Below are 17,298 nucleotides of genomic sequence, written 5' to 3'. Positions count from 1 at the left end.
CCATGCCGGCGCATTCATGGCCTGGTGTTCAAGCCAGATCATGGATCTTTTGGAGTAGGCCATGGCGCCGCAAGATGGCGGCTTCATCCCACTGTTACAGGATTTCACCATGACAACGCGTCTCGACTACTCCAAAGCTTCCCCTGAAGGTTACAAAGCGTTCGGCGGGGTTTACGTCTACCTGCAGAACAGTGGCCTGTCCAAGGAGCTGATCGACCTGGTCTACCTGCGGGTTTCCCAGGTCAACGGCTGCGCCTTTTGCATCGACATGCACTCGCGGGACCTGCTCAAGCAAGGCCTGGCCGTGGACAAGCTGGTGCTGGTGCCGGTGTGGCATGACGCTGGCGCTGTCTTCACCCAGCGTGAGCGCGTGGCGCTGGCCTTTGCCGAAGCCGTTACCGCCAGTGATGTGTCCGACGCGGACTACGCGGCGGCGGCCGCCGAGTTCAGTGACAAAGAGCTGGCTGATCTTACCTACGGCATCGCCTTGATGAATGCCTTCAACCGACTGGGCATCACCTTCCGCACCACGCCAGCGGCTGCCGCCAAGGCCTAAGCCGAAGCGGATTCGCGGTGGCGAGGCGGCTGGGCCCCTCGCCACACACCCATTGAGTTTCCTGAGGGTTCACCCTATGGCATGGCTACTCCTCGGCTTGGCCGGCATCCTTGAAATCGCCTTCGCGTTCGCGATGAAGGCCTCGGATGGCTTCACCCGATTCACCCCCGGACTGCTCACCGTGGTGACCGGCGTTTCCAGCGTGATCCTGCTTTCGATGTCGCTGCGCACCCTTCCAGTGGGCAGCGCCTATGCGGTCTGGACGGGAATCGGCGCCGCCGGCACTGCGATCCTCGGCATGGCGTTGCTGGGCGATTCCACCGCGCCGTTGCGGGTGCTGTGCATCGTGCTGATCCTGGCAGGCGTGATCGGCCTCAAGCTGGTCTCGGCCAATTAGTGCCGGTATGAGCAGGTATTTATCAGAGATGGCCTTTTAACATTGCGGCTCACTCTTTATCATCCGCCCCAGCACTCCGGCCATGGAGACGCTCCATTCACTAAGGAAGTCGTAATGCACATTGGAAAAATGCTGGGGTTGGCCCTGATCACGTTGTCGATGAGCGGCTGCGCCAGTTTCACGAAGGACGAAGTAGCACCGGTCACGCTGCCGTCGAAGGCCAGCTACGCCAACAAACCTAACGTCTACGTAGACTTCAAGTTCTACCAGGGCGAGCCGACCAACGCCGCCGCCGCCGAGGTTCCGCAAGCGCGGGAAATGCTCAAGCCTCAGCTGCAGAAAGTCTTGACCGACTCCGGCCTGTTTGGTCGCGTTACCCTGGATGAATTCCAGAAGCAGCCGGGCGATTACAACCTGCGCCTGAAGGTCTACAACCATCCACCGGGTGGCGGCCAACTGGCCCTGGCGTTTATCAGCGGCTTTACCTTCACCATCATCCCGGCGCTGGGGACTGATCAGTACACCATGAAGCTGGAGTCGGTGGACGCACAAGGCCAGACGCTGAGCACCGGCACCAACCATGACGCGATCAATACCTGGATGGGTATCTGGTTTATCCCGCTGATGGCCAACACGCCAAAAGACGCAGTGACCGACACCTTCACCCGCCAGGTCAATGCCCTGCTCAAGCAAATGGTCGACGGCAATAACCTGAAGTACTCGGCACTGGATGCCGGCGTGCCACGGGCGTGACACGTTGCAAGCAATAAGCTGAAACAGCTGCGAGGGCAGGGTGACCGGCCCTCGCAGCCCAGGCCTTACTTCAGCGCCTGGATAAACAGCGGGTCGCTGTACAGCGACTTGAGCAAATCCCGCACCATCGGGTTGTAGGCATTGGCAGCATTCGGGATCGCAATGAACCCGAAGAACGAACTGGACCAGGTGTGATTCACCTCCTTGGTCGCGTCGTACACCACGTCAGTCCCCTTGAGCAGCGTAAACCGTGCGGCCAGCGTGCCGTTGCCGGAGCCCATGCCTGCCGTCAGCGAATTCTTCACCACCAACACTTGCAGATGACGTTCGGCTTGCGGGTTCAGCAGGCCTGCCAATTGCAGTTCCTGAGTGATTGCGGCCTGGATATGCGCCGGGATACTGCCGCTGGGTGAGCGGATTGGATTGGCACGTACCGTCAGCGAACCTTCGCCCGACGCAGCAGTGACCTGGGCATTGCTGACGGGTTGCAGCGGGGCTTTTTGCTTGAGGATCTGGACGTTGTCGAAGTTCGGCTCGTATTGCGTCATGGTGACGCCGCAACCTTGCAACAGCAGCGCGAGCAATGGGGTCAACAGTAGAAGCTTTTTCACGGCGTTTCCTTGCGTGAGTGTGGGAGAGCGCCGCGATTATCGTCAGGCAATGGCCGGTCGGCAACAAATAGTGGCAAAAGGCCTTAAAACTTGCGTAGGCGCTTGACCCGGTGTCCTGCCGGGAAAATCATCGAGAAGGCAATTTGCTGGCCCCTTTGTAACAAAATCCTCGCCAAAATCACTTTTATTTTCAGGTGGTTAGGCGGGATGCAAATGCGCAAGGTTGGAATCATGCTGATCGCCTGTTCCCTGGCGGGTGGGGCAGTTTCGGTTCAGGCACGGGAGCTGCGGGACAACGACAAATACATGTGCAGCTGGGGCGCGGGCACGGCGGCCCGGGCGCAGGAATTGAAGCTGTCGGGGGTGTCGCTGTATGCCGCGCGCCAGAAACTGAAGACCTACCAGTTCAAGAAACCCTGGATGCACATGATGGCCATGGGCATCACCGAGCAGACCTACGACAGCCGTTCGCGGGTCAAGCCCGAGGTGATTCGCCAGAGTTTTTACCAGGATTGTGTGCGCTACAAGCTGGCGCGCAAGTAACCCCTACTTGTCCAGCAGCACCTGAAACCGTGAGAACGACTGGTCGTAGGTCGGCTCCCACGGAAAGCGCCCTTGCTTGTCCGGCCAGACCATTTGCAGCGCGGGGAAATCCGCCTGGACCGAACCGTAGAACCAGCCGGCATAACCGAGGTATTCGCGGTAGTGCTGGCGGGCGACAGGAATGAACGCGATGCGCATGCCTTCGGCAATATCGTCATAGGGCGTGTAGGTTTCATAGGCGGCTTTCGCGCCGGCAAAGCGGATCGCGGTGATGTTCAGCAACTGCTGTGCAATCTGCGGTGGCAGCCCGAATACGATGATTTCCGGCTGGCCGAAATTTGCGTAGAACCCCAGCGAGTAGGCAAACGACGGCTCCCCGTCTTCGGCACGCACATGTACATGATGCCAGCCGATTTTCTTGATATCCGCCAATACCTGTTCGTCGTACTCCGAATCTGCCTTGGGCAACTGGAATCCCGGGAGCGGGGCCTTGGCCGACGTGTTCATCGAGAACAATGAGGCGGCGAAGAGGGCGACGGCGCGAATGATGTTCATCAGAGTCCTTTCTGCGGGATCGTTGGGTGAAAGCGCGATGAGGCTAGCAGCGTTGGGTTCGGTCGGCAAAGTGATCGATGCACCGCTCAGTGCAAAATCTGCGTAAGGCTGTCCAACTTCGCCCTGGCGCCAGTGCGCATACTGGCCCCAGGTAAACGAAGAGGCACCTGCCATGACCCGCTACGTCATCACTCCCAACGAAATCCCGTCCCTCGCCATCCAGGGCGACGACGCTCGCTTCCCGATGCGCCGGGTGTTCTGTGTGGGGCGCAACTACGGTGAACATACCCGTGAAATGGGCCACGACCCCGACCGCGAGCCGCCGTTCTTTTTCATGAAACCGGCCGATGCCGTGGTGCCCGCCGAGGGCGTGATCGCCTATCCACCGCTGACCGCCGACCTGCACCATGAAGTCGAGTTGGTGGTAGCCATCGGCGAGGGCGGGGTGGACATTGCCCCGGAAGATGCCCTCGCGCATGTCTGGGGTTACGGCTTGGGCATCGACCTGACCCGCCGCGACCTCCAGGCCCAGGCGAAAAAACAGTCGCGGCCCTGGGAATGGGCCAAGGCCTTCGATGAGTCGGCACCTTGCACGGCGTTGCAGCCGGTGAGCGCCGTCGGCCACCCGGGCACTGGGCGAATCTGGCTGAAGGTCAATGGCGAACAACGCCAGGTGGGCGACCTGGCGGACCAGATCTGGTCGGTGGCCGAGGTGATCAGCCATGCGTCCAAATCCGTGGCGCTGAAGGCTGGCGACCTGATCTTCACCGGCACTCCGGCGGGCGTCGGCACCTTGCAACCGGGGGATGTCGTGACCGCCGGAATCGACGGCCTGACCGAGCTGGGCTTCACCCTCGGCCAGGGTTGACGCTACAGTGGTGCCCAGGCTTCCCGAGAACGACGTATGCCCGGCACCCGCATCACCACCTATGGCATGGAACAGCGCAGCGACCGCTCTGACTTCTACATCCGCGACAAGCGGGGCAGGGCGGCGCTGACCAGTCCCCATCGCCACGAATATTTCCAGATCCAGATCAACCTCGGCGGCGACACCGTGCAGCACATCGGCGGTGCGGTGCGCCCGTTCCCGAAAAAGGCCCTGGCCTTTATCCTGCCTCATCGCCTGCACGTGATTCCCCATCCCGAAGACGGCGACTTCATGCTGATCAATTTCAGCCAGGGGTTTTTCCTGCCGCAACTGACCTGCGACCCGCTGGACCTGGAAGACATTCCCATCGGCCAGGCCCCTGAGCTGTCGCCGTTCCGTTTCCAGGAACAACTGGATTTCATCCTTGAAGACGCGGCATTCGAGGAAGTCAAAACCTGGCTGGAACACATGCGCACCCTCGACGCCCACCGCAGCTTCGGCGCCCGGGAGCGGCTCAAGGGTTACCTGTTCCAGTTGATCGGGCTGGTGTGCCAACAGTACGCCGAACCGCTCCAGGCCTTCGCCGCCAACAACGCCACCCGCCGTGGCCGCAAGGACGCCCTGGCGCGAGTGCAAGGCTACATCCGTGAGCATCTGCACGAGCCGTCGCTGAACCTCACCGAAGCGGCGGCGGCCGCCTTTCTGTCGCCCAACTACCTGACCCACCTGCTGCGCAAGGAAACCGGCAAGCCGTTTTCCCAACTGGTGCTCGACCGGCGCATGCAACTGGCGCGCACGCTGCTGCTCAACAGCCCGCAGAGGATCGGCGCAATCGCCGACCGTTGCGGGTTTACCGATGAAGCGTATTTTTCCCGGTGTTTCCGCAAGGCCCACGGGCTGGCGCCGGGGCAGTTCAGGCGGCGTGAGCAGGATTAACGCGTCATTCGCTGACTGTTTTACAAATCCAACACAACCCATGTGTTTCAATTTACATACAATTGAGCGTCTCATTGGGAGGCGGTGCACATGGGTACGGTTATACGGGTGGCAACCCCGGACGATATCGAGGCCATTTTCGAGATTCGCACGGCGGTGGTGCAGAACCATCTGAGCCGCGAGCAGATGGCCGAGCTGGGTATTACCCCGCAGGTCGTCGCCGACAGCATGCGCGAGGCTCCCTGTGTGTGGCTTGCCGAAGTGAAGGGTACGCCCGTCGCGTTCTCGATGGTCGATCTTGCCGAAGGCGAGGTGTTTGCGCTGTTTGTGTTGCCGTCCCACGAGAACCTCGGGTTAGGCCGCCAGTTGATGGCAGTGGCCGAGGCGGCGTTGTTCGAACGCCACGACACGCTATTCCTGATCACCGACGGGCGCGATCAGGTCCGGGCCAATGGCTTTTACCAACGGCTTGGCTGGTCAGTGGTCGACACAGCCGAGGGCGACGACGTTCGCTATCAGAAACACAAGGTGCAATGAGTGTATGAGTGAGCTGGAACCCCCTCCATCCAACGCCTTCCGCTATTTTGTCGTCGGGGTTCTGTGTGTGGCGGTGATGCTGGGGGCCTATTTCGTTCGGCTCAATGCCCAGGTTGACCGGCAGCGGGAAGAAGCGGCTGAGCGCCTGGCGTTGTGTCGTCAGGCGGCCGCCGTTTCGCGTGCCTCTCCTCAGGACGAATTGGTGCTGGTGGATCCGTGCAGACACTTGAGTGAGCATTACCTGAAGAAGCCCACGCACTTTTAATCAATAACCTTATTTTTATCGCGGAATTAAGCAGCGCAAGTTTGTTTAATTTAGGGAGTTATTGCACCAAAAAGTGGCATTTTTAATAATCGGATCCATTAAAAATGTGTGGTTATTGAATGACTTAGCGCTGTTTTAATCCGACGAAAGGTTGAAAATTATCTTGTTACAAGTTTTCCCGCTGGGTAATATAGCCGGGCGTTCACCTCCCACGGTTTATGCATTTTTAAATCCCAAGTTTCCATCAGCTACTTGGGATTTTTTTGCCCGCGATTTGACCTTTGTATCAATTCGCCACGTCGGCAAACTCCGCGCGCATCCGGCCATTGCGCTTGGCCTGGTACAGCAGCTTGTCGACCGCTTCGACAAACTCCAGCGCCGCGCTGCCCGGTTTTACCGTGCAGGTGCCTACCCCAAGACTCAGCGTCAGCAGGTCGGACACCGCCGAATGCCCATGCCCGATCTGTTGCTGGCGTATCAGGTGCAGGCAACGTTCGGCCACGCGCCGGGCGGATTCGGCATCGGTTTCCGGCAGCAACCACACAAACTCTTCACCGCCGATGCGCGCAATGAAGTCTCGCGGCCGGTTGGCCGCCTGCGACAGCGTGCGTGCCACCTGGCGCAGGCATTCGTCGCCCTTGATATGGCCGTAGAGGTCGTTGTACTGCTTGAAATAATCGATATCCAGCAGGATCAACGACAGCGGCAATTGGCTGCGCTGGGCACTGGTCCATTCGCGTGCCAGCACGGTGTCGAACATGCGCCGGTTGGCGATGCCGGTCAGGCCGTCCTGGAAGGAATACTCCTCCAGCTGTTTCTGCAGGCGGATCAAGTGCTCTTCAGTCTTCTTGCGCTCGCTGATATCGAACATGAAGCCGATCAGCGCTTGCACCTCGCCGTCCTTGCGCTCCACGTGCACCACGTCGCGAATCCACACGTACTCGCCGCTGGCGGTCAGGGCCCGGTAATCGGCTTCGTGGTCGACCCCGGCGCGGGACTGCGAGACGCAGAAGTTGACCACGTATTCGCGGTCGTCCGGGTGCATGCGTTCCACCCAGTCATCGACGGTGGCCCAGCTCTGCGGGGTCCAGCCCAGCAATGTCTCGATTTGCGGGCCGATGTAACTGAAGGTCATGGTTGCCCAGTCGATCCGCCAGGGAATGGCCTTGGTCGATTCCAGCAAGGTCTTGTACACGGCACTGTCGGGTTCGCTCGGCGGTTCGATGCTCATAAGGGACGCTCTTGATGGCGGCAAAAACCCAGAGCATCTGGCCATCATCGGCAGGAATCAAGTGCTTCGCGCGGCATCGGATGAGAGGTCGTGGTGTGGTTTTTCTGGCGTCAGCCGGCCAGCGCTTTTAGCCAAAATGAGCACTGAGTATCACTTTTGACTTAATTCCCCGGCAGGTTGAAAAAGCTCATCTACCCTAGACGGATCACGTCCACCGAGTCTGGTCCAGCGAAGGGTGCCCGCATGGTCTCGATAGCCGAGTTTCGCCACATCATGGAGTCGGGCTTCCTGCCCCTTGCCTGTGACTGCTCGTTGAACAGCGACGGTTCGCTGCGCATCAATATCTTCGACCCGGTCTCCGGCCGCGTCGACCTGCTGTTGACCCGTGTCTCGCCCCAGGGTCTGGACAGCATCCGTTCCATCTCAAACCTGATAGGCGAACTGCGCACCGAGATCAAGGCCGGGCGCAGGGGGTTTGCGGCGGTCAGTTAGTCGATCAGGAGATCGCTTGTGCCGTCGGGGTCGTGACTACCCCGTAACCGCGCCAGCAGCAATGCTCGCGGTGCCCCGGCAGGAACACGCAGCCGCCAAGGTTCATGAGCAGGACGGCGGCAACCAGCAGTGAAATTCGACGAGACATGGTGATTTCCTCAAGGTAGTGAACGTTGCCGCTCAACAGGCAGGCCTGCGGATTGCCAACGGTTAACCCTTGAACGCGACCGCCTGGCCAAATCCGTCGCGGCTTTTTGCATATTTCATCAAACCCCCGCAAACCCTGGGCAATACTGGCCCTGTCTGGCGTGCTCGCGCGTCGCGAAAAAAATCATTTTTGACGCGACGGATTTCCCCGGCACCCGCCGTTCAACCCTACAGCTGCGATCACTGGCGATCGCCGATGAAGGAGTTGTCATGAGAGTTGCACGACCGCTGGCCACATTACGTTATGCCTTGTTGCTCCCGCTGGCCCTGGCCGCCCTGGTCAGCACGCCGACCTTTGCCCAGACCGAAGTGATCATCCGCGATGCGCCGCCGCCGATGCGCGTCGAGGCGGTTCCCGTCGAGCGTCCTGGCTACGTGTGGGACCGCGGGCACTGGCGCTACGAAGGGCGTGGCTACGTGTGGGTGCCGGGCCATTGGCAGCCAGTGATGCGCAACGCCCGTTGGGAACCTGGCCACTGGGAGTCGCGCGGCCCCAACTGGTTCTGGATCGAAGGCCACTGGATTCGCTGACCAGCCCGTCAACCTGACCCTTAGCCACCGGACCGAGACTTGCCCTATTGAAAGACACTGATCCGGACGTTGAGCTGTTGGCCCGCATCGGTAACAACGAACCGGCGGCCATCAACGAAATGGTGACGCGCAAACTTCCACGTTTGTTGGCGCTCGCCAGTCGGATCCTCGGGGATGCCGACGAGGCCAGGGACGTGGCCCAGGAAAGCTTCCTGCGTATCTGGCGCCAGGCTGCGAACTGGCGCAGCGGCGAAGCGCGCTTCGACACCTGGTTGCACCGCGTGGTGCTCAACCTGTGCCATGACCATTTGCGTCGGCGCAAGGAGCGCCCGTTGAACGACGAGGAGGCCATGAACGAAGTGGTCGACAGCGCGCCTGCGCCCGATGAGCAACTCGAAGCGGTTGCCCGCAGCGAGCATATGGCGCGGGCGTTGGCGTCGCTGCCTGATCGCCAGCGCGAGGCGATCGTGCTGCAGTACTATCAAGAGCTGTCGAATATCGACGCCGCGGCGCTGATGAACATCAGCGTCGAGGCACTGGAGAGCCTGCTGTCACGGGCCCGGCGCAACTTGCGCAGTTACCTTGACGACACACCCGGGCCCGCCCGCCCAGGAAGGGGAAAACCATGACGCCCGAACGATTTGCCCAATTGGCCGAGGCTTACGGCGGCCACTTGCACCGTTGGCCCCGGGCCGAACAGGCCGAGGCCCAGGCACTGCTGGACGCAGGCGATGACGGCGCACTGGAGGTGTTGCATCAGGCACGCTGGCTCGATGGCCAGCTGGATGGCTATCAACTGGCGCCGGTCGACCCGGCGCTGGCCCGGCAGATCCGCCAGTCGTTTCCCCGGCGCCCGTCCTTCTGGGCGCGCTACGCCGGCTGGCTGTCGCCCGCCGGTTTCGTCGGCGTGGGCATTGCCGGGATCGCCGCCGGAATCCTGGTGGCGTCCTTGAGCGTGCCGCTGCCCATGCTCGGCCCTGAAGTCCTGCCGAGTGTCTTCGACCAGGGCGACGCCGAAGTCGTCTTCACCGTCAACGCCGAGGAAAGCGAGCAATGACCCCGTCACCCAAATACCTGAAGCCGCTGCTGGTTGTGTCGGTGTTGTTCAACGTGTTTTTGATCGGCGGGGTCGGCGGTGGCCTGTACCACTGGCTGGCGAATACCAAACCCGCCGAGGCCGTGGTGAACCAGCATGGCTTGCGCCAGGCGATGGTCAAGCTGCCGCCGGAACGGCGCAAGGAATTGCGCCAACTGCTGCGTCAGAATCGCTCGGACAGTCAACCGCTGGTGCTGGCCGGGCGCGAGGCGCGGCTGGATGTAATCAAGCAACTGGAAGCGCCGACCCTGGACCGCGAGGCATTGGTGACCGACCTGGGCAAAGCCCGGGAAGCGGACATGGCGCTCCGGGCGTTGGTGGACAACACCCTTGCGCAGTTCGCCAGCACCTTGCCCCGGGATGAGCGCCAGCGGTTGGTGGAAGCGTTGTATTTGAAGGGGCAGGCGAAGGGCCAGGTCGCCAAAAGAACTGAGACGGGCGACGGATTTTCCCGGGTGGCAGCGTTTAACCCGGGTAAGCCCGCCACTCAGGCGCTGGCCAGTCTCATTGGGGAATCCTGCCATGTCCCGCCTATTAAAAGCCACGCTCGCCGCCACGTTGATGGCGGCTGCGTTATCCGGTTGTATTGTCGAACCTGTTCACCCGCGTCGTCCGCCCCCCTTGGTTGAAGTGGTGCCGGTGGCACCGGCGCCGGGGTATCAGTGGGTGCGGGGGCACTATCGCTGGGGGAATGGGCAGTGGTTATGGGTGCCGGGGCATTGGCGGTATTGATCCTTCACCACTGTCAGCCACAACACCGAACCCCTGTGGGAGCTGGCTTGTCGGGCCGCCGCATCGCTGCGATGGCATCACCACGGTCTAGCTGACAGACCGCGGTGCCTGCATCGCGGGCAAGCCCGGCTCCCACATTTGATCGGGGCAGGCGGTTCAATACGCATGCCCCGATACCCTCAGCGCGGCTGCAAACAATCCACCGCTCGATCCACCATCACTCCCCCCCAAACAACTCCACTACCTGCTTCCTCAACCATAGATGCCGTGGATCCTTCTGATTCCGCGCATGCCAATGGTGTTTCAAGCTGTACGGCGGGATCTCCACCGGTGGCTCGATCAGCCTTACTGATGAATACCGCACATACAGATTGGCCACTGTGCGGGGCAATACCACCACCAAATCCGAGCGTTCGATAATCGCCGCCATGCTCATGTAATGGGACATTTGCAGCACGATCTTGCGTTCGATTCCCTGCTCGGCCAGGAAGCTTTCATACATTTCCTGGCTGCGGCTGCCGTCACGTACCTGCAGGTGTTCCAGCTCGCAGAAGTCTTGCAGGGACATGCGTGCGTCGGTAATCCGGTGGTCTTGTCGGATCAGGCACACCAGGTCGTGGGAGAACAGCCGCTGCTGGTAGATGTTTGGCGCATCCAGGTCGGGGAAGTAACCCAAAGCCGCATCAACCTTGCCTTCGCGCAGGGCTTCCAGCAGGTCTTTTGGTCCCAGGCTCAGGCAGCGGATTTTCACGTGGGGCGCCTTGCTGCGCAGGCGGTCGAAGAGGGCGGGGAGAAACACCACTTCACCGATTTCGCTCAGGCAGAAAGTGACTTCGTCGCGGCTTTCGGCCGGGTCGAACGTGGGGCTCGGGAGGATTTCCTGGTCGATGGTGGCGATCACTTCCCGGGTGCGCTCGACGATGCTGCGCGCCCGTGGCGTGGGCTCCATGGCGGTGCCGCTGCGCACAAACAGCGGGTCGCCCAACGAGTGGCGCAAACGGGATAGCGCCGCACTCGCCGCGGGCTGGCTCATGCCCAGGCGCTTGGCTGCGGCCGTGACATTGCCGCAGTCGTGAATGGCCAACAGCACCCGTAGCAGGTTCAGATCTGTGCGCATGACTATAACCAAATCAAATAGATTGAATAACCAGAATTCGCTTCTGCTATTTGTGCCCGACGGCGAGGATTGTGTCCAGACAAGAATAAAACCAAGAGGCACCTTCATGATCAATCTGCATGACATCCGCTATGTGCGTCTGGGCACGGCGGACCTTGCCCAGGCCAAGTTGTACGCCACGCAGATGCTCGGCCTGCAAGTGGCCCGCGAGGCCAGCGGCGCTCTCTATTTTCGCTCCGACAGCCGCGACCACACCCTGTGCTACTACGAAGGCGACCCCCGGGAAACCACCACCGCGTTCGAAGTCACGAACTGGAATGAACTCGACCACGCCGCCCAGCTGCTTGAAGACAACGGTTATGCCGTGCGCCACGGCAGTCGCGAAGAGGCCGAGGTGCGCCATGTCAACGAGCTGATCCACTTTCGCGATCCCAGCGGCAACAACATCGAACTGGTGCTGCGCCCCCACGCCAGCGGCAGCCGCTATTTCGCCAGCCGCGACGCCGGCATCACCGGCTTCAGTCATATCGGCCTGCGCACCACCAATGCCAAGCGCGATGAAGCCTTCTGGACCCAACTGGCCAATGCCCGGGTCAGTGACCGCATCGGTGAAGCGCCGCTGCTGCGCATCGATGACGTGCACCACAAGATCGCCCTGTTTCCCTCCAGCCATGCCGGCGTGCAGCACATCAACCACCAGGTGGAAAGCATCGATGACGTGATGCGTGCCTGGTACTTCCTGAAGGAACGCGGGATCAAGATTCTGTTCGGCCCGGGTCGCCACCCAACGTCGGGGGCGATGTTCCTGTACTTCGAAGGCCCGGACGGCATGACCTACGAATACTCCACCGGGGTCAGCCACATCGCCCCGGAAGACGACGCCAGTCACCAGCCCCGGCAGTTTCCCCTGGCCACCACGTCGTTCTGTGCCTGGGGCTCGAAGCCGGATATTCCGGAGTTCAAGTTATGACCACGTTAAGCCAGCAGGCCGAAGTGCGGGTTGCCGCCCGCGCGTTGGCCCGGGCCGGTTTTGTCCACGCCTACGGCCATTGCAGCCTGCGCCTGGATGCCGACAGTTTCCTGGTGTGCGCCGCCAAACCCATGGGCCTGATCCAGCCCGGCGAGCCCGGCACGGTGGTGCCGGTGCACGGCCCGCTGCCGGAAGGCGTGCTGGGCGAAGTGCGCATCCATCAACAGATCTACCAGCGCCGCGCCGATGTGCAGGCGGTGATTCGCAGCATGCCGATGCAGGTGATGAGCCTGTCGTGCGCCGGCCTCACACCACAGCTGCGTCACGGCATGGGCGCCTATTTCAAAAACGGCGTGCCGCTGTGGGATGACCCGCAACTGCTGCGCGACGACACCCAGGCGGCGGCACTCGCCGAGCAACTGGGCGACGCCCAGGCCCTGGTGATGCGCGGCAACGGCGCGATCGTGGTCGGCGGTTCGCTGGTGGAAGCGCTGACCCTCAACTTCTACCTCGAAGACGCCGCCCGCATCGAACTGCAACTGCTGGCCGCCGGTCTGGCCGACCAGGCGCCACGCCTGAGCCTCGAAGAGGCCCGGCAGCGGGCGACCAACAGCGGCCGGATCTTCGAACGCATGTGGGACTACCTGACGGCCGGCGATGCCGAGCTGAACCTGATAACAAGAGAAGAGCGCCAACCATGACCAAGCATTTTCACAACTTTATCGACAACCAATGGGTTGAAGGCGTGCGTACCTTCGACAACCGCAACCCTGCCGACAACAGCGTGATCGGCCACGTCCACGAAGCCGGCCGCGAGCAAGTGGACGCCGCCGTCAACGCCGCCCGTGCCGCGCTGAATGGCCCGTGGGGCAAGATGACCGCCGCCCAGCGCACCGCCTTGCTGCACAAGGTGGCCGACGGTATCGAACAGCGCGCCGAAGAATTCGTGGCCGCCGAAGTGGCCGACACCGGCAAGCCCCATGCCCTGGCCAGCCACCTGGACATCCCGCGCGGCGCCGCCAACTTCAAGGTCTTCGCCGACCTGATCCGCAACGTGCCCACTGAAAGCTTCACCATGGACACCCCCGACGGCGGCAAGGCGGTCAACTACGCCGTGCGCAACCCGCGCGGAGTGATCGGGGTGATCTGCCCCTGGAACCTGCCGCTGCTGCTGATGACCTGGAAAGTCGGCCCGGCCCTGGCCTGCGGCAACACCGTGGTGGTCAAGCCCTCGGAAGAAACCCCGGCCACCGCCACCTTGCTCGGCGAAGTGATGCGCGACGCCGGCGTACCGGCGGGCGTGTACAACGTGGTCCACGGGTTTGGCGAGCACTCGGCCGGTGCCTTCCTCACTGAACACCCGGACGTCGACGGCATTACCTTTACCGGCGAAACCGGTACTGGCGAAGCGATCATGAAGGCCGCGTCCAAGGGCGTACGCCCGGTGTCGCTGGAACTGGGCGGCAAGAACGCCGGGGTGATTTTTGCCGATGCAGACCTGGATAAAGCCGTGGCCGGCATCGCCCGCGCCGTGTTCGAAAACAGCGGCCAGGTGTGCCTTGGCACCGAGCGCGTCTACGTGCAGCGCCCGTTGTTTGCAGCCTTTGTTGCTGCCCTCAAGGTGCGCGCCGAAGCGATCAAGGTCGGCCCGCCGAATGAGCCGGGCGTGACCATGGGCCCGCTGGTGTCTGTCGGTCATCGGCAGAAAGTCTTGAGCTACTACCAGCAGGCTGTCAAAGACGGCGCCACCGTGGTCACCGGCGGCGGCATCCCGGACATGCCTGCCGAACTGGCCGAGGGCGCCTGGGTACAGCCGACCATTTGGACCGGCCTGTCGGAAGACTCTGCGGTGGTGCGCGAAGAAATCTTCGGTCCGTGCTGCCACATCGCGCCTTTCGATGATGAAGACGAAGTGGTACGCCTGGTCAACGACACGCCCTACGGCCTCGCCGCCAGTGTGTGGACCACCAACCTGCAAGTCGCCCACCGCATGGGCGCGGCACTCGACGTGGGCATCTGCTGGATCAACTCGTGGTTCCTGCGGGACCTGCGCACCGCCTTCGGTGGCGCCAAGCAGTCGGGCATCGGCCGCGAAGGCGGGGTGCATTCCCTGGAGTTCTACACCGAACTGCGCAACGTGTGCATCCGCCTGTGAGTACCGCCATGACGAACTTCAATCACCTCGGCGCGCAGTTGCACCAAGCGCTCACCGACAGGAAACCACTGGCGCCGCTCACCGAGCAATTCCCTGAATTGAGCGTGGCCGACGCCTATCAGATCCAGCTGGCCATGCTGCAACCGCGCCTCGATGCCGGGCAAACCGTGATCGGCAAGAAAATCGGGGTCACCAGCCAGGTGGTGATGGACATGCTCGGCGTCGACCAGCCGGACTTCGGCCACCTGCTCAGCGGCATGCTGGTCAACGACGGTGCGGCATTGGCTTGCGCCGACTTCATCGCGCCCAAGGCCGAGGGCGAGATTGCCTTCGTGCTCAAGGACGACCTGATGGGTCCCGGTGTGACGGCGGCTGATGTGATCCGTGCCACGGCGTATGTGATGCCGTGTTTCGAGATCGTCGACTCGCGGATCAAGGACTGGAAAATCAAGATCCAGGACACCGTGGCAGACAACGCTTCAGCCGCAGCGTTTGTGCTGGGTGACGGCGCTGTCGATCCCCTGGATATCGACCTGGCCTGTGTCGGCATGACCCTGGAAAAGAACGGCGAAATCGTCGCCACCGGTGCCGGTGCCGCCGCCCTTGGCCACCCGGTGAATGCCGTGGTGTGGCTGGCCAACACCCTGGGACAACTGGGCATCGGCTTGAAAAAAGGCGAAGTGATTTTGTCCGGCTCCCTGGCCGCCATGGTCCCGGTGCAACCCGGTGATCAACTGCGCATGAGCCTGGGCGGTATTGGCTCGGCTTCCGTTCGTTTTGTTTGAAGGACACCCCCATGAATCTGTCAGCAACCACCATCGCCGAACTGGCCACCCACCTGGAAAACGCCGAGCTTAACCGCGAAGCCGTGGCCAAGATCACCGACGCCCATCCCGACATGGACTGGGAAGATGCCTATGCCATCCAGGACGCGATCCGCGCCAACAAAGAGGCACGCGGCGTGCGCATCGTCGGCCTGAAAATGGGCCTCACCTCGTTTGCCAAGATGAAGCAGATGGGCGTGACCGAGCCGATCCACGGCTTCATCACGGACTACGGCTCTTGCGCAGATGGCTCGGTGATCGACGTCGACTCGCTGATTCATCCCAAGGTTGAAGCGGAAATCGCCTTCGTGCTCAAGCACCCGCTGAAAGGCCCGGGCGTGCATGTGGGCGACGTATTGGCGGCCACCGACTTCATCCTGCCGGCTGTCGAAGTGATCGACTCGCGTTATGAAAACTTCCGTTTCGACCTCAAGAGCGTGATCGCCGACAACACCTCGTCTGCGCGCTTTGTCACCGGCGGTCAGGCCCGCAGCCCGCTGGGCCTCGACCTGAAATGCCTCGGCGTGGTGATGGAGAAAAACGGTGAAGTGGTCGCCACCGCCGCCGGTGCCGCCGTGCTCGGCCACCCGGCCCAAAGTGTGGCGATGCTTGCCAACATGCTCGCCGCCCAGGGCAAGGAATTGCCCGCCGGCACCTTCATCATGACCGGCGGCGTCACCGAAGCCATCGCGGTAGAGGCGGGTGATCAGATCACCGTGCGCTACCAGCATCTGGGCAGCGTTTCCATGCGCTTTGCCTCCACGTCTGCGTGAGGAAACCACCATGCCGATCATGCAAGTTTTTCTGATGGAAGGCCGCGACGACGAGCAGAAGGCGCGGCTGATCGAGGCGTTGACCCATGCTGCGATCGAGTCGATCCAGGCCCCGCCGGAATCGGTGCGGGTGATCATCACCGAAGTGCCGAAAACCCAATTCGGTATCGCCGGTAAAACTGCCAAGGCTTTGGGGCGCTGAGATGAGTGAACATAAAAGAAAGTCGCAATCATCGGCTCCGGCAATATCGGCACTGACCTGATGATCAAGATCCTGCGCCACGGCAAGCATTTGCAGATGGCGGTGATGGTCGGTATCGACGCGGCCTCCGACGGCCTGGAACGGGCGCGGCGCCTCGGCGTGGCAACCACCCACGAGGGCGTTGAGGGGCTGGTGAAGCTGCCGGAGTTTGCCGACATCGACTTCGTGTTCGACGCCACCTCGGCCACCGCCCACGTGCAGAACGATGCCTTTTTGCGCCAGCACAAACCCGGCATCCGCCTGATCGACTTGACCCCGGCAGCCATCGGCCCGTACTGCGTGCCGGTGGTGAACCTCGACGCCAACCTGTCGGCACTCAACGTCAACATGGTGACCTGCGGTGGCCAGGCGACGATCCCGATGGTGGCGGCGGTGTCCCGCGTGGCCAAGGTGCACTACGCGGAAATCATCGCTTCCATCAGCAGCAAATCCGCCGGCCCCGGGACCCGGGCGAACATCGACGAGTTCACCGAAACCACCGCCCAGGCCATCGAAGCCGTAGGCGGGGCGGGCAAGGGCAAGGCGATTATCGTGCTGAACCCGGCCGAGCCGCCGTTGATGATGCGCGACACGGTGTACGTGTTGTCGGAAGCGGCGGACCAGGGCGAGATCGAAGCCTCGATCGAGGACATGGCCAGCGCCGTGACCGCGTATGTGCCGGGTTATCGCCTCAAGCAAAAGGTCCAGTTCGAAGTGATCCCCGCCGAGGCACCCCTGAACATTCCGGGCCTGGGGCGTTTCAGCGGCTTGAAGACCACGGTGTTCCTCGAAGTCGAGGGCGCCGCCCATTACCTGCCAGCGTATGCCGGCAATCTCGACATCATGACCTCCGCTGCGTTGGCCACCGCCGAACGCATGGCGCAGTCGATGGCTTTGTGAGGCAGACG

The 17,298-nt window shown here is 61.9% G+C and carries 25 protein-coding genes and 1 pseudogene; 21 read left to right on the top strand and 5 right to left on the bottom strand.

Annotation, left to right across the window (positions count from 1 at the left end; all coding sequences use genetic code 11):
- Window positions 1–109 precede the first annotated feature (109 nt).
- The 3 genes from JFV30_RS16905 to JFV30_RS16895 all read left to right on the top strand — a co-directional run bounded on the left by JFV30_RS16905 (window position 110) and on the right by JFV30_RS16895 (window position 1,706).
- Window positions 110–556 (top strand): carboxymuconolactone decarboxylase family protein, encoded by a 447-nt coding sequence (locus JFV30_RS16905; RefSeq protein ID WP_029615984.1) that lies wholly within the window; start codon window positions 110–112, stop codon window positions 554–556.
- A 76-nt stretch (window positions 557–632) separates the two neighbouring features.
- Entirely contained in the window at window positions 633–953 is a 321-nt protein-coding gene (locus JFV30_RS16900) for a DMT family transporter (RefSeq protein WP_169388998.1), read from the top strand.
- A gap of 114 nt (window positions 954–1,067) precedes the next feature.
- The gene (locus tag JFV30_RS16895; RefSeq protein WP_010172397.1) at window positions 1,068–1,706 is read left to right on the top strand and encodes a hypothetical protein; all 639 of its coding nucleotides are present in this window, start codon (window positions 1,068–1,070) and stop codon (window positions 1,704–1,706) included.
- Between the two features lie 65 nt (window positions 1,707–1,771).
- On the opposite strand, the gene JFV30_RS16890 is transcribed toward JFV30_RS16895, so the two are convergent.
- Window positions 1,772–2,317 carry a hypothetical protein gene (locus JFV30_RS16890; RefSeq protein WP_010172395.1) on the bottom strand — a complete coding sequence of 182 codons (546 nt, stop codon included), beginning with the start codon at window positions 2,315–2,317 and terminating at the stop codon, window positions 1,772–1,774.
- A gap of 213 nt (window positions 2,318–2,530) precedes the next feature.
- Between JFV30_RS16890 and JFV30_RS16885 the strand changes: the two genes are divergently transcribed.
- The gene (locus tag JFV30_RS16885) at window positions 2,531–2,860 is read left to right on the top strand and encodes a hypothetical protein (RefSeq protein WP_029615983.1); all 330 of its coding nucleotides are present in this window, start codon (window positions 2,531–2,533) and stop codon (window positions 2,858–2,860) included.
- 3 nt (window positions 2,861–2,863) lie between these two features.
- Here JFV30_RS16885 and JFV30_RS16880 read toward each other — a convergent pair whose 3' ends face one another.
- Window positions 2,864–3,415 carry a DUF4262 domain-containing protein gene (locus JFV30_RS16880; RefSeq protein ID WP_201124680.1) on the bottom strand — a complete coding sequence of 184 codons (552 nt, stop codon included), beginning with the start codon at window positions 3,413–3,415 and terminating at the stop codon, window positions 2,864–2,866.
- A 172-nt stretch (window positions 3,416–3,587) separates the two neighbouring features.
- Between JFV30_RS16880 and JFV30_RS16875 the strand changes: the two genes are divergently transcribed.
- From JFV30_RS16875 to JFV30_RS16860, 4 genes are all read left to right on the top strand, one after another.
- Complete coding sequence (locus JFV30_RS16875; protein ID WP_201124679.1) at window positions 3,588–4,283, top strand: fumarylacetoacetate hydrolase family protein; 696 nt, start codon at window positions 3,588–3,590, stop codon at window positions 4,281–4,283.
- 36 nt (window positions 4,284–4,319) lie between these two features.
- The gene (locus JFV30_RS16870; protein ID WP_010172387.1) at window positions 4,320–5,219 is read left to right on the top strand and encodes a helix-turn-helix transcriptional regulator; all 900 of its coding nucleotides are present in this window, start codon (window positions 4,320–4,322) and stop codon (window positions 5,217–5,219) included.
- A gap of 90 nt (window positions 5,220–5,309) precedes the next feature.
- Window positions 5,310–5,756 (top strand): GNAT family N-acetyltransferase, encoded by a 447-nt coding sequence (locus JFV30_RS16865; RefSeq protein WP_201124678.1) that lies wholly within the window; start codon window positions 5,310–5,312, stop codon window positions 5,754–5,756.
- 4 nt (window positions 5,757–5,760) lie between these two features.
- On the top strand, window positions 5,761–6,021 hold the full coding sequence (locus JFV30_RS16860) for a hypothetical protein (protein WP_169388995.1): 261 nt from the start codon (window positions 5,761–5,763) through the stop codon (window positions 6,019–6,021).
- 286 nt (window positions 6,022–6,307) lie between these two features.
- Here JFV30_RS16860 and JFV30_RS16855 read toward each other — a convergent pair whose 3' ends face one another.
- Window positions 6,308–7,252: a sensor domain-containing diguanylate cyclase gene (locus tag JFV30_RS16855; RefSeq protein WP_010172383.1), complete on the bottom strand. Its 945-nt coding sequence runs from the start codon at window positions 7,250–7,252 to the stop codon at window positions 6,308–6,310.
- Window positions 7,253–7,495: 243 nt separating this feature from the next.
- Between JFV30_RS16855 and JFV30_RS16850 the strand changes: the two genes are divergently transcribed.
- Window positions 7,496–7,744, top strand: a complete 249-nt coding sequence (locus JFV30_RS16850) for a DUF1652 domain-containing protein (protein WP_010172381.1) — start codon at window positions 7,496–7,498, stop codon at window positions 7,742–7,744.
- 4 nt (window positions 7,745–7,748) lie between these two features.
- Here the strand turns inward: JFV30_RS16850 and JFV30_RS16845 are convergent, their stop codons facing one another.
- Window positions 7,749–7,892, bottom strand: a complete 144-nt coding sequence (locus JFV30_RS16845) for a hypothetical protein (RefSeq protein ID WP_166742173.1) — start codon at window positions 7,890–7,892, stop codon at window positions 7,749–7,751.
- A gap of 269 nt (window positions 7,893–8,161) precedes the next feature.
- Here JFV30_RS16845 and JFV30_RS16840 point away from each other — a divergent pair, with 269 nt between their 5' ends.
- The 5 genes and pseudogenes from JFV30_RS16840 to JFV30_RS16820 all read left to right on the top strand — a co-directional run bounded on the left by JFV30_RS16840 (window position 8,162) and on the right by JFV30_RS16820 (window position 10,310).
- Entirely contained in the window at window positions 8,162–8,482 is a 321-nt protein-coding gene (locus tag JFV30_RS16840) for a YXWGXW repeat-containing protein (protein WP_010172379.1), read from the top strand.
- 47 nt (window positions 8,483–8,529) lie between these two features.
- Window positions 8,530–9,111 (top strand): RNA polymerase sigma factor, encoded by a 582-nt coding sequence (locus tag JFV30_RS16835; protein WP_201124677.1) that lies wholly within the window; start codon window positions 8,530–8,532, stop codon window positions 9,109–9,111.
- A complete protein-coding gene (locus JFV30_RS16830) occupies window positions 9,108–9,539 on the top strand; it encodes a hypothetical protein (RefSeq protein ID WP_201124676.1) in 432 nt (143 codons plus the stop codon). Before JFV30_RS16835 ends, JFV30_RS16830 begins: the two co-directional genes overlap by 4 nt.
- Window positions 9,536–10,003 (top strand): annotated as a pseudogene (locus JFV30_RS16825) (periplasmic heavy metal sensor); the annotation flags it as partial. The gene JFV30_RS16830 and the pseudogene JFV30_RS16825, both read left to right, overlap by 4 nt.
- 97 nt (window positions 10,004–10,100) lie before the next feature.
- Window positions 10,101–10,310: a YXWGXW repeat-containing protein gene (locus JFV30_RS16820; RefSeq protein WP_201124675.1), complete on the top strand. Its 210-nt coding sequence runs from the start codon at window positions 10,101–10,103 to the stop codon at window positions 10,308–10,310.
- A 217-nt stretch (window positions 10,311–10,527) separates the two neighbouring features.
- On the opposite strand, the gene JFV30_RS16815 is transcribed toward JFV30_RS16820, so the two are convergent.
- Window positions 10,528–11,427 carry a LysR family transcriptional regulator gene (locus JFV30_RS16815; protein ID WP_201124674.1) on the bottom strand — a complete coding sequence of 300 codons (900 nt, stop codon included), beginning with the start codon at window positions 11,425–11,427 and terminating at the stop codon, window positions 10,528–10,530.
- 106 nt (window positions 11,428–11,533) lie between these two features.
- Between JFV30_RS16815 and JFV30_RS16810 the strand changes: the two genes are divergently transcribed.
- Genes JFV30_RS16810 through JFV30_RS16780 form a run of 7 tightly spaced genes read left to right on the top strand, consistent with a single transcriptional unit; the run spans window position 11,534 to window position 17,290 of the window.
- Window positions 11,534–12,397 carry a VOC family protein gene (locus JFV30_RS16810; protein WP_201124673.1) on the top strand — a complete coding sequence of 288 codons (864 nt, stop codon included), beginning with the start codon at window positions 11,534–11,536 and terminating at the stop codon, window positions 12,395–12,397.
- Window positions 12,394–13,098, top strand: a complete 705-nt coding sequence (locus tag JFV30_RS16805) for a class II aldolase/adducin family protein (protein ID WP_201124672.1) — start codon at window positions 12,394–12,396, stop codon at window positions 13,096–13,098. Before JFV30_RS16810 ends, JFV30_RS16805 begins: the two co-directional genes overlap by 4 nt.
- Window positions 13,095–14,552 (top strand): 2-hydroxymuconic semialdehyde dehydrogenase, encoded by a 1,458-nt coding sequence (locus JFV30_RS16800; RefSeq protein WP_201124671.1) that lies wholly within the window; start codon window positions 13,095–13,097, stop codon window positions 14,550–14,552. The genes JFV30_RS16805 and JFV30_RS16800 overlap by 4 nt, the downstream gene beginning before the upstream one ends.
- Window positions 14,553–14,560: 8 nt before the next feature.
- On the top strand, window positions 14,561–15,337 hold the full coding sequence (gene dmpE / locus JFV30_RS16795) for a 2-oxopent-4-enoate hydratase (RefSeq protein ID WP_201124670.1): 777 nt from the start codon (window positions 14,561–14,563) through the stop codon (window positions 15,335–15,337).
- Window positions 15,338–15,348: 11 nt separating this feature from the next.
- Window positions 15,349–16,149, top strand: coding sequence for a 2-oxo-3-hexenedioate decarboxylase (dmpH, locus tag JFV30_RS16790; RefSeq protein WP_201124669.1), 801 nt, complete (start codon window positions 15,349–15,351; stop codon window positions 16,147–16,149).
- A 10-nt stretch (window positions 16,150–16,159) separates the two neighbouring features.
- Window positions 16,160–16,351, top strand: a complete 192-nt coding sequence (locus JFV30_RS16785; protein WP_177089653.1) for a tautomerase family protein — start codon at window positions 16,160–16,162, stop codon at window positions 16,349–16,351.
- A gap of 27 nt (window positions 16,352–16,378) precedes the next feature.
- Window positions 16,379–17,290 carry an acetaldehyde dehydrogenase (acetylating) gene (locus JFV30_RS16780; RefSeq protein WP_342215165.1) on the top strand — a complete coding sequence of 304 codons (912 nt, stop codon included), beginning with the start codon at window positions 16,379–16,381 and terminating at the stop codon, window positions 17,288–17,290.
- Window positions 17,291–17,298 lie beyond the last annotated feature (8 nt).

Origin of the sequence: Pseudomonas sp. TH32, assembly GCF_016650855.1 — a bacterium.
GTDB lineage: Bacteria > Pseudomonadota > Gammaproteobacteria > Pseudomonadales > Pseudomonadaceae > Aquipseudomonas.
Note: the sequence above shows the minus strand (reverse complement) of the source record. Positions and strands in the feature narration are given on the sequence as shown.

Coding starts and splice junctions, on each gene's coding strand:
- JFV30_RS16880 (WP_201124680.1), bottom strand. CDS start 3,415: ATGAACATCATTCGCGCCGTCGCCCTCTTCGCCGCCTCATTGTTCTCG.
- JFV30_RS16865 (WP_201124678.1), top strand. CDS start 5,310: ATGGGTACGGTTATACGGGTGGCAACCCCGGACGATATCGAGGCCATT.
- JFV30_RS16870 (WP_010172387.1), top strand. CDS start 4,320: ATGCCCGGCACCCGCATCACCACCTATGGCATGGAACAGCGCAGCGAC.
- JFV30_RS16900 (WP_169388998.1), top strand. CDS start 633: ATGGCATGGCTACTCCTCGGCTTGGCCGGCATCCTTGAAATCGCCTTC.
- dmpE (WP_201124670.1), top strand. CDS start 14,561: ATGACGAACTTCAATCACCTCGGCGCGCAGTTGCACCAAGCGCTCACC.
- JFV30_RS16875 (WP_201124679.1), top strand. CDS start 3,588: ATGACCCGCTACGTCATCACTCCCAACGAAATCCCGTCCCTCGCCATC.
- JFV30_RS16895 (WP_010172397.1), top strand. CDS start 1,068: ATGCACATTGGAAAAATGCTGGGGTTGGCCCTGATCACGTTGTCGATG.
- JFV30_RS16860 (WP_169388995.1), top strand. CDS start 5,761: ATGAGTGAGCTGGAACCCCCTCCATCCAACGCCTTCCGCTATTTTGTC.
- JFV30_RS16830 (WP_201124676.1), top strand. CDS start 9,108: ATGACGCCCGAACGATTTGCCCAATTGGCCGAGGCTTACGGCGGCCAC.
- JFV30_RS16810 (WP_201124673.1), top strand. CDS start 11,534: ATGATCAATCTGCATGACATCCGCTATGTGCGTCTGGGCACGGCGGAC.
- JFV30_RS16800 (WP_201124671.1), top strand. CDS start 13,095: ATGACCAAGCATTTTCACAACTTTATCGACAACCAATGGGTTGAAGGC.
- JFV30_RS16820 (WP_201124675.1), top strand. CDS start 10,101: ATGTCCCGCCTATTAAAAGCCACGCTCGCCGCCACGTTGATGGCGGCT.
- JFV30_RS16855 (WP_010172383.1), bottom strand. CDS start 7,252: ATGAGCATCGAACCGCCGAGCGAACCCGACAGTGCCGTGTACAAGACC.
- JFV30_RS16805 (WP_201124672.1), top strand. CDS start 12,394: ATGACCACGTTAAGCCAGCAGGCCGAAGTGCGGGTTGCCGCCCGCGCG.
- JFV30_RS16840 (WP_010172379.1), top strand. CDS start 8,162: ATGAGAGTTGCACGACCGCTGGCCACATTACGTTATGCCTTGTTGCTC.
- JFV30_RS16815 (WP_201124674.1), bottom strand. CDS start 11,427: ATGCGCACAGATCTGAACCTGCTACGGGTGCTGTTGGCCATTCACGAC.
- JFV30_RS16785 (WP_177089653.1), top strand. CDS start 16,160: ATGCCGATCATGCAAGTTTTTCTGATGGAAGGCCGCGACGACGAGCAG.
- JFV30_RS16905 (WP_029615984.1), top strand. CDS start 110: ATGACAACGCGTCTCGACTACTCCAAAGCTTCCCCTGAAGGTTACAAA.
- JFV30_RS16850 (WP_010172381.1), top strand. CDS start 7,496: ATGGTCTCGATAGCCGAGTTTCGCCACATCATGGAGTCGGGCTTCCTG.
- JFV30_RS16845 (WP_166742173.1), bottom strand. CDS start 7,892: ATGTCTCGTCGAATTTCACTGCTGGTTGCCGCCGTCCTGCTCATGAAC.
- JFV30_RS16885 (WP_029615983.1), top strand. CDS start 2,531: ATGCGCAAGGTTGGAATCATGCTGATCGCCTGTTCCCTGGCGGGTGGG.
- dmpH (WP_201124669.1), top strand. CDS start 15,349: ATGAATCTGTCAGCAACCACCATCGCCGAACTGGCCACCCACCTGGAA.